Here is a 16,631-nt window from a genome sequence, read left to right as displayed (position 1 = left end):
GATAAACAGAAACCTTACCTTTTTCATTCTGATTTTTTTGTTTCGAGCGGAATAAACTTTAGGCGCTACACCTATTTTATATTCCTGAACTTTCTCCCTTTTACAACGGTTTTAATTTATACTCATTATTTTTATGGAATGATCTCCCTTATTTACCACTATTGTTACTGAGGCCCAAAAAATGAAAGAAACCCTGAAAGCCTACATCGACCTCACTCGTGCTCATTTCCTTCCTGCCTGGCCCCTTATTTTTTGCTCCGGGTTGGTGCTTGCTTTTGCTAATTACGGCGGTTTTTCCTGGGCACTAATTATCAAGGCTGCCCTGATAGGCTTGCTGGGGTTCGAAGCCGGCTTCGTGCTCAACGATTACGTGGACAGAAAAAGAGACCGGCTTGATGTGGAGAATACCCTTACAAAGTACTGGAGACCCTTTAAAGAGAGACCCCTTCCCTCAGGGAAGATCACTTCAAAAAATGCCTTCTGGTTGTTTATCCTGCTTGCAGGTGTTACTTCAGCCCTGATCTTCACCCTTCCCTATCCGAATTCACTCTATGTCTTTGCCATCATGCTGTACTCTTACGGCATTGAGGCGTTTTACCAGGTGAAAAAAATAGACCAGAAACTCCCTATTGCCCAGCTTCTCGGAAGGACTGACTTCACCCTTTTTCCGGCAGCAGGTTATCTCTGCTACGGGCAGCCGGATATGACCATGCTGCTCTATATGGTTTTTTTCTATCCCTGGACGATGGCTCACCTGGGATTGAACGACTTTATCGACCTGGAAAATGACCGGGCAAGAGGCATGAATTCGATAGCCGTCCTTTATGGCGCAAAAGGGACTATGTACTGGGTTACAGGCTTTACGCTCCTGCATTTCTTTACAGCTATTTTCTTCCTCAGGGAGCTCGGGACTATTGCTCACTACGGCTTTTTTGCAGGCTTTGCACTCCTTGCAGGGGCAAACCTTTATCTATGGAAAGAAAAGAGCCCAGGTGCGGGTTTGAGGATACTGCCTGTTTACCACGGAACTCTTGTAATCTATGCAGTTTCGATCATCCTTGATTTCTTATATTAAATTTCGTGAAATCCGTCATGCCTTTTCCACGGTTTTCACCCTCTTTTTCAGCTTAATCTTGTTTTTCCTTCTGCAGAGCCTCAGGGTATGACAGCGCAGACTTCCTCCTCCCGCAAGCAGGGCTTCAGGGTGGAAAGGAATTATCTCAACACCTTCTCCTTCAAGGCTTTTCCTTGTGTTCTGATCAAGTGCAATGTCATAGTGGAAGATGGTCCCGCTTTCAAGTGGGACAAAAGAACAGGCAAGGCGGCTTTGCTCGGAGTCTGAAACAGGTATGATCTCCATGCCTTTCTCCTGCATGAACTCTTTAAAATCTATTCTTTCTCTGGAGTCTTTCGTAAACAGGCAGGTCTCTTCAAAGGCTGGAAGGTAAGCAAGGGCAAGGTCTTCTCTTATTCGATTGAAGACCGTATCAGGGTGCATGTAGCGCCTGGCTTTAGGAATGCGGGCATAGATGACTTCATCAAACTCGCTCAGGATATTCAAAATAAATTCCCGGATAAAGGGATAGGTATGCCTTTCCGTATCAGCAACAAAAATCGTCTCTTTTGAGAGTAGAAGACAGCCTTCAAAAAATCCTTCTTCCCCGTTGAACTCGTTGAGTATGGGAATTCCCAGGTTGTTCAGAGCTTCCTTTACGACAACCTCTTCATTTTCCCTTGCAGGAGGACGCATTTTTGAAAGAATTGCGCCTTTTCTGGAAATTACCGCAGTGTCATGCAGGAAGGTAATATTTGGCATCCTGCTTATCATGTCTCTGTTTTCTGTCACATGGTCTGCAAGCTCATAGACCCTGACCCCATTTGATTCCAGCAGTTCCTGGTAACGCCTGTGTTCTTCAATATATCCGGAAACATCGGGGACCTCATCGTAAAGCCAGTGTTTATAGTTCGATTCGTTGACCAGCGCGAGTTCATCTCCCGGAGTATGCACAAGTACACTTTTCAGCTTCCCCAGGTCATCGCAGCCGTAAGCAATACTCGATCCGGTTTTTTTCACCCCATCCAATTTTTCTATCCGGCAACCCATGTCCAGAACCTCCATTCTAATTTATTGTCATTCTCAGATGCATTTTTTTGCAAGGATCATCACATTTGTCCTGTCTTCACTCAGGAAAGCCTTGAGAACCTCAAATCCGCAGATGTTTAGAAAAGCGATAACCTGGTCATATGTATATTTATAGGTAAAGCCCATGCGGATGACGTCTCCTTCTCTGAAGCCTATGGTCTCTGTTCCGATCCTTATCTCAGCGTCCTTCAGGATATTCAGGCTCTTCCAGGTCCTGTACAGTGCCCCTATTCTGGAATCCACATGCGCAAGCAAAAGCTCGAAGTCGAAATCCTCAGGAGCCATTCCGTACTGAAGCAGGGGGTACATATTGAAGAGCGCATTTTCTCTTGAGGCATATGTGCCCAGGATAGATTTCCTTGAAGACTGTGCCTCTTCACCCGAACCCTGTGAAGGAAGAAGATTGGCATCGAAGAAGAATAGGTCTCCCTGCTCAAGGTTTTCATAGATCAACTGAAGAATGAATTCAGGCTCATAATTGCAAAACGTGTTTCCCAGAATGCAGAACAGAACTGGGGGTCGCCAGTGTTTTTTAAGGAGAGGCATGTCCTCGATAAAGCCGACTATCCCTTTCTTTTCTACAGGCAGGTCCTTTACCTTTTCAAGGGCGATATCTACAAACTGGCTGTTTATGTCGACAGGATAATAGTGTGTTGATATTTTTTCTGAGGCTGGTTTTTCAGCCCGGTTTTTCTTTATTAGCTCTTCGAGAAGAATTCTTTCTTTTTCCCCGCTCCCTACTCCCACACTCACAAGGTTCATGCAGGCAGGAATGAATCTGACGATCGAAGCAACATTCTCCTCAAGCATTATCTTGAGCTGACGGGCAACAGGAAACGTTTTGGATTCATCTAGCTTCAGCCAGTTATTTGCCCCTCCAGCGCCTGTATACAGAAGATAATCGGGCAGTTCGTACTTCTTCAGGCTCTCATACAGCTTCTCTTCGGGGCCTTTCTCGCTGATAGTTATGATCTTTTCTTCTTTCTCCGGAGCCTGTTCTAATCTTGCTTTTCCTGTGCTGTCCAACTTCTCACTTCTCCCAGGGTCATTTCATAATATATATGCCCCTCACTTAATAAATTTATTTATTATTAATTGCCTGGGCCGCTTTTTATTGTTTTATCATTCTTTGAAGCACTGCTTACATTCCATCTTCAGGGCTTCGAGTGGGTCGGCTCCGTTATTTATTCCGACGCTGTAGGCATACCCGCGGCAGCCTATGCATTCTTCGATGTGTTCGCAGTTCCCACACCTGCCTTCGAGCACTTTGTCGATATTCCTTACATATGCGAAGAGCTCGGAGTCATAGATCTCCCTCAGGGTCATCCTGTTTATGTTATAGGGATATTCCCCGTTAACCCTTAGTGCGGGATGTTCGTCCAGCTTTGTAGGTGCACAGGGCCTGACATTTCCTTCTATATTGATGTACAGGCTGTAAAGGTGTTGAAGGCAGCCGCTTGCAGTGATCGGGGTATAGGGCAGCCAGTCGTATCCGTAATATTTCCTGTCTATTTCCAGCAATTTTAACTTGTACTCTTTTATCTCGTCGGCTGTGAGCAGTTTATCTTCAAGTTCATCATTTGCCCTGCCTGTTGGAGTGAGAATCTCCATGTTAGGAAAGATATTGTTCTGTCTGCAGAAGTGCCAGATCTCCTCAATCTCTTCAAGGTTCATTTTATTGCTCACGAAAGAGACTCCCAGGCGGAGTTTCCCAGGCTCGGCAGGGTTTGAAAAGCCTGCTTTTATCAGATTTTCAAGTCCGGTTTTTATATCCTCGAAAGCCCCTTCCCTGCCTGCCAGATAGTTCTGGACCTCAGGCCTGAGGGAATCGAGCTTTCCCATAATAGAGGCGTTGTGTTCATACAGAAACCCTGCAAGTTCCTCTGTCATCAAAACAGTATTTGAAAAAAGCATCGGAATGATCCCAAGGGAATCAATGCAGGCAATCAATTCTCTAAAGTTAGGGTAAAGAGTCGGTTCTCCTCCCCCTATCACCACCACAGACCTGATCCCCAGTTCTTTTGCTTCGGATATTATGCGTTTAAGGACATTAAAATCAGCTATTTTTACTGAATCCTCTCCACTTTGTGCATAGCAGTAGCGACAGTGGAGGTTACATGATGTGTTTGTTTCAAGCCGTATGGCCAGAAGCCTGTTTGAGTTCCTCGCTTCATAGGCTTCCTGTGCCCCGTACATGTATCCTCTCAGGACAGGGGGTGGTGAAAACAGGCTCAACGCATCGAAATTTTTTGATTCTTTCCCCAACATATTAAAAGGTATATATATCACCCTTTATCAAGTTACAAGAAACTAAGTGATATTTTCGAGATCAGATGGTTTATTTTGTTCTGATGTTTTTGATTTTCTATTTCTTATTTGTTTTAGTTTTGTTTCAATGTTTTTCCCCTTTTTTCATTGAAATTGCCTATTTTTTCTACTGATTTTTTTTCTAATATACTCTGTTCTCAAGTTTCTTATAGCTTTCAACCCAATCTTATTCCCGGATGTTTGAGGAAATCCGGGTTAAAAAAGCTCTGAATAATATAAAGGAAACTAGCAGGCTCAAATTACCTTTCGGCTGGGACCTGAATATTTATAGGGGGTGCGAACACGGCTGCAATTACTGTTATGCAATGTATTCTCACAACTATCTGGAAAAAGAGGAGAATTATTCCTCTACAGGGAAGGAAAACTGTGCTTTTTTCCGGAGGATCTGCGTAAAGACCAACATTGCAGAAGCCCTTGAAAAACAGCTTGGAGCCCGGTCCTGGAAAAGAGATGTAATCAACATAGGTGGAGTGTGCGACAGCTACCAGTCCGCTGAGGCAAGGTACGGCTTGATGCGGAAAGTCCTGGCGCTGATGATCGAATACAAAAACCCTGTTATTATATCCACAAAATCCGATCTTATCCTCAGAGACTGCGACCTTCTTGAAGAACTTTCTGAACTGACGTATGTAAACGTCGCAGTCACGGTCACTACAATGGATGATAAGCTAAGCTCTCTGCTGGAACCCCTGGCTTCTTCTCCGGAAAAGCGCTTCTCAGTCCTTCGGGCTTTCAAAGATACAGCCGCTGTTACCGGGCTTCATATGATGCCTGTTCTTCCTTTTCTTACGGACAGTCCTCAGAACCTTGAGCAAATTCTCTCTCTTGCAGCCGACTGTAAGGTAGATTATGCTCTTACGGGTATCCTTTACCTCAGGGGTGAAACCAGAAAGCATTTTTTCAATTTCCTTGCCTGCAATTTTCCTGAACTTTCTGCTCCTTACCGCCGTTTGTATGCAAAAGGAGTGGTTGACGGGGCCTATCAGGCTGAACTTTACGGGGTGCTCAGGCCTCTCATGGAAAAATACCAGCTCTCAGGAGATTACATAAAACCAATGCGAGCAAAACTTTTACGCCCCAGACAGCTCAAGCTCACGGATTTTTCCAAAGATGATTTTTAAGCTTCATTTTCTGAAATTAGGGAATCCGGAGACAGGAAAATGAAGCTCTTGATTTTTCCCATTCCATATTTCTGAGCCTGAAAAGATTAGGGGTGAAAAATAAGAGCTGCATTCCTGAAATCATGTCCCTGTTGGAAGTTATATCCAAAAAAATCTTGATTTTAAGTATTTATTTTTCATCTCCTGCGCAGCTGCAGGAAATGTTGCCTTTCAGGATCTCTTTCCAGTCGCCTATCACTTCGTGGGTCCAGCAGTCGTCGGCTCCTGCGGCTTCCCTCATGACCAGGGCAAAGATGTATGAGAGTTCCTTGACCGTAGCTCCTGCTTCGAGGGCACCCTTGAAGTGCTTCAGGACGCAGGGCTTTGACCTGCCTTTGATGGAGAGGGCAAAGCAGATGAACTGGTAGGTCTTTTCATCGATCATCCGTTTTTCGGCATAAAGCTGGTCAATTTCGTCCAGCTTCTGGGTGAATTCAGGGAAAAATTCTTCCAGCATTTTCATTTATACGGCTCCTTTTTTACCTGCAAACTTGCAGGTTCACACTGTTAAGACGGTACATATACTATGATATTTTTTTATATTTAAGTATTAGTTCAAAATTTTTTGAAATCATTCTCTCTTTAATCGTTCTTCTACTCAGTGAGGTTATCTGCAAGGTAGCCATTTACTCCGTGCCCAATAATGTCCGAAACTCCGCTGTGGTTCATTGCTATAAAAGGGACCTTTTTTGAAATCGCTTTAAGAATTGGAATCCCGAACCCCTCGTCGCTGGACTGGTGAGCAGGTTGATAATGCAGAAGGGGAAAAGGTTCTGTACAGTGGTCTTGAAGTCCAGGTTTCAAATTGTACGGAATGCGGGTAATGTGAAGATAAGTGCCCACAGAAAACTCCTGTCGGAGAAATGTTAACAGAAGTTGTTAACTTATTCGGGAAATGATCTTATTTGGAAAAAAGGTTCCGAATTTCGTCTGTTTTATTGTTATATTTCTGAATCCTCATGTTTTACATGAGACTATTCCGATGACTAGTTACCAGCCCTCTTAAAAATCAGAATTGTATTAAAATCAGAATTGTATTAAAATCGGAATTGTATTAGCTGTAGGTTTTGCCTCAGAGCTTCTAGAACTATATTGATGATAAGGCGTTTTCATCAACAGCATCTTCCTTGGAGGGAGTATATTGCTTTTCGACAGCTCTTGAAGAAAACCACAGCGTATCTACCACATCTTAATATTCACCCAATCGAAACGACAATAGAATAATATTTCTATCTGTCTAGTTTATATAATTCCTATTCATATATAACCAAAACGATGAAGATTTTTACTTTGCGATTAGAATATTCCAATGGCATTGGACATGACAACTCCCCTTGGAACCTATCCATTTTGTTATGAGTTTCGAATAGTATGGGATTTATCCTGAATTTATTGAGGATTTTCCAGCGAACTTATAACTTTTTGTTATAATATATTCTAAGTGAGACAAACCCATGAGCCAAGTTTCTGGTACCAGTTCTTCGTTGCTTGACGCAATTTTCCTTTCTGAAAAAAGAAAGAACCTTCTTCTGCTGTTAAAAGAGGAGGGTCCTAAAAGCAGTGACGAGATCAAAAATGCATTTGATTTTCCCTGGAAGTCAATGATTCCCCAGATCAAAAAACTGGTTGATTTGGGTCTGGTTATCCAGACAGATGGGGTATATTCTCTTTCTGAAATGGGGATAGTTATAGCCACAAATGCACAGTTTTTGCTAAACACCCTTAAGATATATGAGGAAAACAGGGATTTCTGGTCAGAACATGATTTGAGTTCAATTCCTTTTCATTTTCTCACAAGAATCGGAGAATTGGGGCAGTGTAAGGTCCTGAAACCCGATCTATCTCATATATTCAAAGTTCAGGAAGATATTGTAAAATGTATGCTGGCCTCTTCCCGCATTATGGTATTTGTTTCTGCCATTCATCCAGCTTACCATCTGCTCTGTCTGGAATTAATTGAAATGGGTATTGATGTTACAATTATCCTTACGGAATCGGTTTTCGAGAGTATCCGGGACGAGTGCCTCTCTGATTCAGCCACACCTTTTAGTGACAGTTCGGTTCTTAACATGGCTCTTCCGGAATACAAGAAGAAGGTACAGCTTCTTTTGAACTGTGAAAATTCTCATTTTTTTGTATCTGAGGGCGAAGAAAAACCGATGATGTTGGTAGTAACCGATAAGGTCTTTGCGCTTTCTCTGCTTGATAAAAATGAACGAATTGACCGTCAATACATTGTAAGCTTTGAGCCCGGTGCTCTAAAATGGGGGGAAGAACTTTTTATATATTACAAAAAGAATTCCAGGCAGGTTTTTTCTCTCTGAGTTTTCTCGATTCGTTCTTTTTAAGGCTGGGACGTTTTTGAAATTCTGTTTTTTGATTTTGTTCTCCTGCCTTTAAAGAAGGTATAGCAGAAAGTCCTTCCGGGTTCGGCAGTCTTATGGAGTTCTTCTACCCCCTTTTCCCCGCCTGTCTTTCTTTGCCCTTATTTTCGCATTGTTACCAGGTACAGTTTTCTTGGGAGCTCGCCTTCTTCAAATTCTTCCAGCTCGAAGCTCCCGTAACCTTTTGCAAGGTGCTCAACCTTTTCTCTGCTGAAAAAGTGCACTATAAAGCCGCCTGCAATTTCGTACATGTCTTCTCCCCTGTGTTTTCCGGTCCCGTAATGGGCATCTCCGGTGTGCCTGGCTGTATAGATATTTATTCCACCTGGCTTGAGTACCCTTTTAATCTCCTTGCAGAGAAATTCCAGTTCCTCTGTGGTCAGGGCCATGCAGTAAAGCATATGAGAATAGCACGCATCAAAAGTCCCATCTTCAAAAGGAAGAGGATTTCTTACATCATGCCTGAGGGCTGTAACATATTCCCCTAATCCCGCTTCTTCAGCTTTTTCTTTTATCGCTTTTGGCCCGCTTTCAGTATAATCGAGCGAATGGACTGAAAAACCCCGGCTGGCAAAAAAACAGGTATCTCTTCCCTGACCTCCTCCAAGTTCGAGGATTTTCTTTTTTCCTTCTTTTTCAAAAACAGATGCCGCTTTTCTGGCCGGATAACTTGGCTTGTCCCCAAATCTCGAGCAGGTGTTTGAAAACACTTTCTCCCAGTGAGGCTGCTGCTCGTTAAGGATCTCTTTTTCCGTGCCGTATTCTACTTTTTCACTACCCGTGTCTTCCAGATTCATCTCATGCACTTCCTTCTGGTTGAGTTCCCTTTGATCTTCATTATTACTATTTTATACGCGGACTTTTAATATAACTGTCTATTTTATTATCAAGTGGACAGAAAGTGAATCTGAAAGGGTTAATCTTCTACTAATCATTCTAATCAGAACGGCTTAAGGTATTCTCAACTAAAAAAAAGTGAATTGTTCTGAACTGAAAAAAGGATTCAGTTATAATGAACTAAATGATGGTTAAGTTATCCTGATAAAAAAGGTAAATCATTCAGGCTTTCGCGGATGTAAACCTATTCCTGATAAAAAAGATTTAATCATTCAGGCTTTCACGGACGTAAACCTATTTCTCACTACTTCAGAATAAAATGAAATGGAGGTTTGCCCGAGAGAAAATCTCTCCCTCGAGCGACATTTTATATTGGATATTGAAACTGGTTTGGTTTTTGAGTTTTTTTTTAAAGGAGAAAACTTTCTCACTCTTCATCTATGGCACTGACATACCTGGGAAATAAGAGCATGTAATTTTCCTGGTAAAACTTTCCATCTTTGCTGATATTGAGATTCCACATTATCTCCGGTTCTCTAGTTATTCCTTTAGCTTGAATTATCTTATTCCTCCCTGGTTCACCTCTCGGTTTTAAGAGTTTGTTCTTTTTTCTCTCCTGATGGACATCTCCCGGGGCTGCACACTTCCCGGGATAAGCGCCAGCTGATTGCAGGTCTGTTTGCTTTGCAGGATAGAGGATTAATTTCTATCCACTTTAATTAAAACTCGAAAACTACGTAAGGGTACGGATTTGGGTAACAGGTCTTAGTTATGAAGATAATGAGCTCAAGCTATCTGGGTTTTATCTCTAATATCCTGATTTATCTCTAACGTCCTGATTTGTGAGCCCTGTCCGGGCAAAGAAAAAATAAGGCTTTATATCCATTCATTTTTTGAGTCGGGAAGAACTAAATTTCTGTGTTTTCGGAACCAGACCCTCCAGGAAGTGGCTTTGCTTTCTTCCTCTCACGTACCCTTTATTTTTTCTTTCCCCAACAAAGGTTTCCATTTGGGCCGGCGTTTCAACTGGTGTTTCTACAGGTGTTTCTACAGGTGTAATGCAGAGCCTATTCAGGCTGTAAACACTACGTCCACTCTTTCCACATCCCACAAAGCTCCCAGTTTTTCCATTACATCCTCTTTTATTGCCGGAGCAAACTGGTGGTCCGCAGGCAGGTCAACAACCACCCTTACCACTCCATCTTCGACACTCGTTTTAAGGATTAGATTCGTGCGGATAATGTCAAGACCGGTTAGTGGATTCATAACGTGCTTGAGCCTCCGCCGGATAACATCTTCAGTTGTAGGCTCTTTCTCAGTAACAAGCCCATGCTTTTCCTCGTAGTCACGGATTGCAGCACGCAGGCCCTCAACTGCAAGCACGGAGCAGTGGGCTTTAATCGGAGGAAGCCCTCCCAGTTCTTCAGAAGCCTGTTTCCATGTTATTTTCTTTGCTTCATCCAGAGTTTTTCCCCGTGCAAGGTCTGTGATTACAGATCCTGTGGCAATATTTGAAGCGCACCCGTAAGATTCGAATTTTACGTCTTCAATAACCTTTGTTTCGGGTTCGACTTTAATATATACAGCAACCATATCTCCACATGCCGGACTTCCTTCCAGGCCCTTTCCGTCAGGATTCTCTATTTTCCCTACATTATGCGGGTTCCTGAAATGCTCCAGCACTTTTTCGCTATAAGGAAACTTTATAGTCTCACCTTTCCTTTCCACTTTCATCTTCCTCTCTCCCTTTCCTTTCCTTTTCTTTTCCTGCCTGTTCCTGCCTTTTTTACGTGTTCTCTTTTCTCCTTCTTTCAGCTCATTTTTTCGCAAGCGGACTTATTTCCCTGAGCCTTGCCACAATTTCACTCATGGCATCAATTGCCGAATCCGCATCCTCCATACGGTTGTAACGCCCAAAAGTAAAACGTACCGAGCCGTGAGCCCTCTCATGATCTCCACCAATTCCTCTTATCACGTGGCTGGCTTCAAGGGAGCGGGAAAAACAGGCCGAACCCGTGCTAACTGCAAATCCTCTCATATCCATATGCAGGGTTACGGATTCGCCCTCTACATAGTGGAAAGTCAGGTTTGCATTCTGAGGCAGACGTTTTTTGCGGTTTCCGTTGAGGGTGACCTCCGAGATTTCGGAAAGGGCTCTTTCAATTACCCGATTCCTCATAGCTTCTAGCTGCCGGTTTTCTTCTTCAGTTACAAGTTCCACAGCTGTTGCAAAACCTACGGCTCCGGGAATATTCTCCACGCCTGCTCTCATGTTAAATTCCTGAAAGCCCCCGTCCATGAATTTAGTTATGGGCGTGTCTTTCCTGACATAGAGTGCCCCTATTCCTCTGGGTCCGTGAATTGTATGGGCGGACAACGTCACCAGGTCTACGGGCAATTCCTTCACATTGAGGGGAAGCCGGGTAAAGCTGTGGGTAGCATCGGTATGCAGGAGCACGTCTTTTTCTTCACATATCTCAGAAATAGCCTTAAGGTCCTGGGCAGTCCCTATTTCTTGATTGGCGTACTGAATCGAGACAAGGGCGGTTTCTTTTGTAATTGCTTTTTTGAGCCCTTCAAGGTCTGCAAACCCTTCGGCATCCACATCCAGAAAAGTTACCTCAAAGCCCTGCTTCTGGAGGGTTTTTGCCGTATTTAATACCGGAAAATCTTCTATCTTCGAGACGATAATATGCTTGCCTTTCTTTTCCCTAAGGGCCCATGTTGCTCCTTTAAGCGCCATGTTGCTTGATTCCGTATCCCCTGAAGTGAACACAATTTCTTCGGAATCCGCACCAAGCCTTGAAGCTATACCTTCCCTGGAATTTTCCAGCCCCTCCTTTGCATCGATGCCCATAGAATAGCCAAACTCGGACGTCGCTACCGCATAAGTATCAAAAAAGTAAGGCTTCATTGCTTCAAGCACCCTCTCATCCAGCCGGGTACATGCAGCATTGTCAAGATAAATCATATTTTCAAATATCTCTTCCCCCTCCTCAGATTAAATTCAATTTATATTGAGATTTGCAACTGAAACGGACGTGCTGAGGTCTAAGAATCGAAGCAAAACCCAAAAGATCCGGGCTAATACGATAATCCTAAATCCGGAAATCCTTTCAGGATCAGATAAAGAGAGTTATGTTTGCATTTCTTGCTTCCTGGATATATGTGCCAACAGCTCCCCATTCGTCCACCAATTCCGTTCGAAGCTCTTCTTTTGTTATGCCCATTATCTCCATGGTCATTTCACAGGCTATGATCTTTCCGCCAAGTTCCTTGAAATCACTCATCAGCCTTTCAAGGGAAGCTACATTGGCTTTGTCCATCCTCTTTTTGATCATCTGCCTGCCCATGCCCATCATATTCATTTTGGAAAGCGGCCCCTTTTCAAGTTCCCCTTTTTTAAGCCGCATGAGCCCCCAGAAAGTGAAGTATATGGAGGCTTCCATTCCCATTGCCAGGGCTCCGTTTCCTATTATGAGCGCACTGTATACCTTGTCCATATCCCCGCTATGCAGGACAATAACTGCTTTTTCCCCCATTTCCACTCCTTTTCCGGGCTTACCTCCGGATCTTTATCTCCCACTCTTTTCCTCCCTCTTTGTCTTCGATCTCCAGCACCTTGAGTCCCATCGCCTCACATGCCATGGGAATCTCTTTTTTTGATGCCGGATGCGTACCCTTTACTATTACAAGGTCTCCTGGAGAGGCTCTTTTGAATGCTTTTCTGCACTCTACCAGCGGGACCGGGCAGGTCTGCCCTCTAACATCTACTTCCAGCTCTGCCACTGTTCTTACCCCCAAAGTAAGAGAAATGGAAGGTTTCTAAAGATAACTATGCCTTCTTCCCCTAAATTCACTATATTCCAAAAAATATATTATCGTTTCGTATTGAAAATATTATCCCGGAGCTGTCTCTTCTCTCTCTGGTTATTCACCTGCCTTTTGCCGGTGTCATTTTTTACTTAAAGTTTTTCTTTTTCCTCACAGGGCTTTTCTTATCTTTTCCGCAACTTCTTCCAGATTGGTAGTATCGGGTTCAGTCCATACAATTGATTTTATTCCTCGTCCTCCATCCCCTTTTTTTCTTGGAATAACGTGTACATGTACATGGGGAACTTCCTGTCCTGCTACTTCCCCGTTATTTATGCCGACGTTCGATCCTTCTGCTGAAAATGCTTTCTCAACCGCAGCCGTAACTTTTCTTGCAGCTTCAAAAAGCAGGGCAATGTCTTCTGCATTCATATCCGTAAAATTACTGAAATGTTTTTTAGGAGCAACGAGCGTATGCCCCTCGCTTGCCGGGTAAATGTCAAGAAATGCGTAAACGGCATCATCCTCATATATCCTGTTTGAAGGGATTTCCCCTGATATTATCTTGCAAAAAAGGCAGTTTTCTGTCATGCGGTATCCCCATAAAGGTTTAGGAGGGTACACTTATATCAGGGTTCTGTTCTCAGAGTTCTGTTTCTTGAATAAGTTTTAATTACAATTCGGATCCCAACTCTCTTTTATATCTTACAAAGCTATCCTGAAATCCATTTTTCTGAGCATCGAATCAGAATCCGGGAGATAAAATCAGTATGATCGGTTATATTGCAGGCGCTCTGACAACTATAGCTTTTGCCCCTCAGCTTATAAAAGCCCTGACAACGAAATCCACAAAAGATGTATATCTTCTAATGCTGCTTTGCTCGACTTCTTACATGGTTCTCTGGCTGTTCTACGGAATCCAGGTAGACGATCCTGCAATAATTGCTGCAAACAGCGTTTCCGTTATACTGGCTGTCTCTCTTCGGGGACTCAAGCTTAATTATGAATATATAAATTTAGTTGACAATTTCGGCAAAAAAATTAGAGGGTCTAAAAATAAAAATGCCTTTCTCTGGAAGTGAAGTACAAGGGGTTCAGCTATATATTTAATATGGGGGCCAACTATATCCTTAATAATTATCAAATCAAATTTATATTAATTTCCGGTTCGACTTGCTTTAACATGGGGGTCTAAACAATGGGTAGAACCATAAGTGGCGCATTAATAGGTATGGTCTGTACTATAATTTTTTATTTTATTCCGGTCGTAAACTCAGTAGCTCCTTTTCTGGGAGGCTTACTGGCGGGTTATTATGCAGACGGAGGCTTTGGAGGAGGGCTTAAGTCCGGATTCCTTATGACAGTTTTCATGATAATCCCTGGCTTTCTTCTTGGGGGAGTCCTTGTGACCGTTCTGCGGGATGCCCCTGTCCTTGGAGGGTTTGTAGCAGCCTCTACTTTCATAATTACAATAGTTATCATAGCTCATACCGCGATAACAGGCATTATTGGCTCTGTAATCGGGGCTCTTCTGGCTGAAAGAAAAATGGGCTGAAACTCACTGTTTAAGCATTAAAAAGCTGCATTTTTTGAATGGTAAAAATAGAGGTTGAAGAAAAGGAATCTTTTCAGATCTTTTTCTTCAGAACAAAGTACTCTGCAAGGATCATAAACAGAGGCAGGGAAATAGCAAGAAGTATTTTAGCCATTCCCATCGGCTTTTTTCCTGTGTCGCCTTCTCTTTCTGCACTGCTGTTCAGGATTGTCTTCCCATCGCCGTTCCAGCTTCTCAGAGTTTCCTGTATTCCATCTTCATCTCCTTCTACAGTTCCCTCTTCTCCCGTATATTCACTTATTGCAAAGGAAGAATAACCAGGCGTTTTTGCCCTGAAATAAACATAGTTTTTGTCTTCACCTGTCTTTTTGGTGCTTAGCGGTTGCCATTTACTATCGTACCATAGAAGGGTTATATTGGATTCATCAACACTGTTGTTTTTTATCCATTCCTTTTCAACTTTAAACCCTGTATAGCTGTTCTTAAGGGAAGCCGGAAGCCCTGCTCCTTTATTTCCCAACCAGATGTTTAATTGCCTGTATATCCTGCCAGGAGGCTGTTTCTTAACAAAAATGGATTTTCCCTTGAGCACCTCTACGGTTGCTGTCGTTTTCTTAAAAGTCTTCTGCGGGTCAAACTCGATATATGTGATACATGTGACGTTTTTCGGGAAATCATATTTGACATGGTAGCCACTCATAATGTTCCTTGTATCAAGCTCTTTGATCTCTACATTCTTAGCTGGCTCTTTGGAAACGCCACTTCCCATACTGCTGCTTTTGCTGCTACTGCCACTGCTGCTGTCACTGCCGCTACCACTGGAGCTGGAACCCGAACTCCCTTCACTGTTGGGAATTGTCTGTTTGGAGATACTTACAGTTTCAGTTCGTTCATTGTTCGTCTCGTCGTCCTCACGTATGGCATTTCCGTCATCTGCTACCATTCTCACATTTACGTTTCCTTCTGCTTCAGGAACCCAGTGAAAAGTACCTTTTGTGGTTTCCCCGATGGCAATTTCTGGTATCGATACTTTACCGGTCTGAGTTACATTGTTCCCGTTGATATAATATTTTAGCTCGCTGCTTGCCGAGTCTCTGAGCCCATTGTTCTTTATTGATATTGTGAAAGTAATGTCATCCCCTATCCTGGGTGCTTCCGGGTTTAAAGAAAGAGACTCTACTATAAGGTCCGGAAGTATGGTTTTTACGTCTATAATTTTTGTGAATTGATTGTTATCTTCATTACTTTCATAAACGTCTGTACCAGAGTCAATAATTGCTCTTACTTCCATTTGTCCTTCTCTATCCGGGACCAGAGAGAATATGACATCTGCCCCTTCACCTTCTGAAAGAGCTGGAATCTGAATATCATCCTGTGTGGGGGCGATTCCGTTAATATAATATTTTGCCCGGACTTCCTCAGAGGGGGACGTACCCTGGTTCTTTACTTTCAGGGTGAGGTTCAGGGTCTTTCCGACTTCACCCTCCGCCGATTCAGGCACGATATCTTCAATTATCAGGTCCGGAATAAACTCTTTTGCTACTGTTACGGTGGATGTTTTTTCGTTGTTTTCTTCGTTGCTTTCATCTACAAGGTAGCCCTCATCAACAACTGCTTTTATCTCTACAGACCCTTCTGTAATCGGAATCCATGTATATGAGGCATAGCTGCTTTCCTCCCTGGATAACCTGGGCACATTCCAGTAGTTAACAGCACTTCCGTTAATGTAGAGCGTCAGCGTCGTCTTTTCTGAAGCTGCTGTTCCCTGGTTCTTTACACTTATCCATACATTCTGATGTTTTCCTGGTCTGGGATTTTCAGGGTGTTCAAGAGTGTCTATTATCAGGTCCGGGAATCTGTTCTTTTTGAAAGTTATAGACCCCGCCGTTTTGACGTTGTTATCCTCACTGCTTTCTTCCACTGAATCTTTTTCATCTACCTTTGCACTTATCTCCACTGTACTTTCAGTTTCCGATATCCATAAAAACGATATTTGTTCACTGTTTCCAGCTTCTATTTCAGGGACTGAGCTTTCTCCTATCTGGCTCCCGTTGCTATAAAATACCAGATTTGTTGCTCCTGAAGTTGCATCTCCCTGGTTTTTTACTGTTGCTGTGATGGTCACCTGTTCTCCAGTTTCTGGATTAACCGGGTTCCAGAAAAGATCCTCAATTACCAGGTCAGGCAGTAAAATAGTTATATTTCCGTCATCTTCGGAAGGTATGTCCTCAGCTGCAGCAACCGTAACAGGCATAATTCCAGGAATTAGTAGTGTTATTATCAATAAATAAATCAAATAATGAAAAAAACTTATTTTCATTTTTATTAGCCTCCGTCCCCACACATATGAATATAAATTTCTGGTACATCAGTAGCTTATTAACAAGTAGCTATATAATTCATCGAAATTG

17 protein-coding genes are annotated in these 16,631 nt (G+C 42.9%); 5 read left to right on the top strand and 12 right to left on the bottom strand.

Annotation, left to right across the window (positions count from 1 at the left end):
* Positions 1-181: 181 nt before the first annotated feature.
* The gene (locus EO95_RS14595) at positions 182-1,075 is read left to right on the top strand and encodes a prenyltransferase (protein ID WP_048135851.1); all 894 of its coding nucleotides are present in this window, start codon (positions 182-184) and stop codon (positions 1,073-1,075) included.
* 15 nt (positions 1,076-1,090) lie between these two features.
* Here EO95_RS14595 and EO95_RS14590 read toward each other — a convergent pair whose 3' ends face one another.
* The 3 genes from EO95_RS14590 to EO95_RS14580 all read right to left on the bottom strand — a co-directional run bounded on the left by EO95_RS14590 (position 1,091) and on the right by EO95_RS14580 (position 4,339).
* Positions 1,091-2,104 (bottom strand): dimethylarginine dimethylaminohydrolase family protein, encoded by a 1,014-nt coding sequence (locus EO95_RS14590; protein ID WP_048135848.1) that lies wholly within the window; start codon positions 2,102-2,104, stop codon positions 1,091-1,093.
* 33 nt (positions 2,105-2,137) lie between these two features.
* Positions 2,138-3,169 (bottom strand): L-histidine N(alpha)-methyltransferase, encoded by a 1,032-nt coding sequence (locus tag EO95_RS14585; RefSeq protein ID WP_048135846.1) that lies wholly within the window; start codon positions 3,167-3,169, stop codon positions 2,138-2,140.
* A 96-nt stretch (positions 3,170-3,265) separates the two neighbouring features.
* Positions 3,266-4,339, bottom strand: a complete 1,074-nt coding sequence (locus EO95_RS14580; RefSeq protein WP_235283043.1) for a radical SAM protein — start codon at positions 4,337-4,339, stop codon at positions 3,266-3,268.
* Between the two features lie 308 nt (positions 4,340-4,647).
* On the opposite strand from EO95_RS14580, the gene EO95_RS14575 reads away from it, so the two are divergent.
* Positions 4,648-5,592, top strand: coding sequence for a radical SAM protein (locus EO95_RS14575; protein WP_048135843.1), 945 nt, complete (start codon positions 4,648-4,650; stop codon positions 5,590-5,592).
* 169 nt (positions 5,593-5,761) lie between these two features.
* On the opposite strand, the gene EO95_RS14570 is transcribed toward EO95_RS14575, so the two are convergent.
* A complete protein-coding gene (locus tag EO95_RS14570) occupies positions 5,762-6,094 on the bottom strand; it encodes a carboxymuconolactone decarboxylase family protein (RefSeq protein WP_048135841.1) in 333 nt (110 codons plus the stop codon).
* A 131-nt stretch (positions 6,095-6,225) separates the two neighbouring features.
* Positions 6,226-6,474: a glycosyltransferase gene (locus EO95_RS18355; protein WP_048135839.1), complete on the bottom strand. Its 249-nt coding sequence runs from the start codon at positions 6,472-6,474 to the stop codon at positions 6,226-6,228.
* Between the two features lie 611 nt (positions 6,475-7,085).
* Here EO95_RS18355 and EO95_RS14560 point away from each other — a divergent pair.
* Positions 7,086-7,955 carry a winged helix-turn-helix domain-containing protein gene (locus EO95_RS14560; protein WP_048135837.1) on the top strand — a complete coding sequence of 290 codons (870 nt, stop codon included), beginning with the start codon at positions 7,086-7,088 and terminating at the stop codon, positions 7,953-7,955.
* 161 nt (positions 7,956-8,116) lie between these two features.
* Here EO95_RS14560 and EO95_RS14555 read toward each other — a convergent pair whose 3' ends face one another.
* The 6 genes from EO95_RS14555 to EO95_RS14525 all read right to left on the bottom strand — a co-directional run bounded on the left by EO95_RS14555 (position 8,117) and on the right by EO95_RS14525 (position 13,256).
* Positions 8,117-8,812, bottom strand: coding sequence for a class I SAM-dependent methyltransferase (locus tag EO95_RS14555; RefSeq protein ID WP_048135835.1), 696 nt, complete (start codon positions 8,810-8,812; stop codon positions 8,117-8,119).
* A gap of 1,111 nt (positions 8,813-9,923) precedes the next feature.
* Positions 9,924-10,586, bottom strand: a complete 663-nt coding sequence (locus EO95_RS14545) for an iron-sulfur cluster assembly scaffold protein (protein ID WP_048136057.1) — start codon at positions 10,584-10,586, stop codon at positions 9,924-9,926.
* A gap of 82 nt (positions 10,587-10,668) precedes the next feature.
* Positions 10,669-11,823: a cysteine desulfurase family protein gene (locus EO95_RS14540; RefSeq protein WP_048135833.1), complete on the bottom strand. Its 1,155-nt coding sequence runs from the start codon at positions 11,821-11,823 to the stop codon at positions 10,669-10,671.
* A 151-nt stretch (positions 11,824-11,974) separates the two neighbouring features.
* Positions 11,975-12,394: a DsrE/DsrF/DrsH-like family protein gene (locus EO95_RS14535; RefSeq protein ID WP_048135831.1), complete on the bottom strand. Its 420-nt coding sequence runs from the start codon at positions 12,392-12,394 to the stop codon at positions 11,975-11,977.
* 19 nt (positions 12,395-12,413) lie between these two features.
* A complete protein-coding gene (locus tag EO95_RS14530; protein WP_048135830.1) occupies positions 12,414-12,641 on the bottom strand; it encodes a sulfurtransferase TusA family protein in 228 nt (75 codons plus the stop codon).
* Positions 12,642-12,836: 195 nt separating this feature from the next.
* A complete protein-coding gene (locus EO95_RS14525; protein WP_048135827.1) occupies positions 12,837-13,256 on the bottom strand; it encodes an HIT family protein in 420 nt (139 codons plus the stop codon).
* Between the two features lie 179 nt (positions 13,257-13,435).
* Between EO95_RS14525 and EO95_RS14520 the strand changes: the two genes are divergently transcribed.
* Together EO95_RS14520 and EO95_RS14515 are read left to right on the top strand one after the other, a co-directional pair.
* On the top strand, positions 13,436-13,747 hold the full coding sequence (locus EO95_RS14520) for a SemiSWEET family sugar transporter (protein WP_048135826.1): 312 nt from the start codon (positions 13,436-13,438) through the stop codon (positions 13,745-13,747).
* A gap of 116 nt (positions 13,748-13,863) precedes the next feature.
* Positions 13,864-14,220, top strand: coding sequence for a DUF5518 domain-containing protein (locus tag EO95_RS14515; RefSeq protein ID WP_048135824.1), 357 nt, complete (start codon positions 13,864-13,866; stop codon positions 14,218-14,220).
* A 73-nt stretch (positions 14,221-14,293) separates the two neighbouring features.
* Here the strand turns inward: EO95_RS14515 and EO95_RS14510 are convergent, their stop codons facing one another.
* Positions 14,294-16,504 carry a CARDB domain-containing protein gene (locus tag EO95_RS14510; RefSeq protein ID WP_235283042.1) on the bottom strand — a complete coding sequence of 737 codons (2,211 nt, stop codon included), beginning with the start codon at positions 16,502-16,504 and terminating at the stop codon, positions 14,294-14,296.
* Positions 16,505-16,631: the final 127 nt, after the last annotated feature.

Source organism: Methanosarcina sp. 1.H.T.1A.1 (assembly GCF_000979295.1).
Classification (GTDB): Archaea; Halobacteriota; Methanosarcinia; order Methanosarcinales; family Methanosarcinaceae; genus Methanosarcina.
Note: the sequence above shows the minus strand (reverse complement) of the source record. Positions and strands in the feature narration are given on the sequence as shown.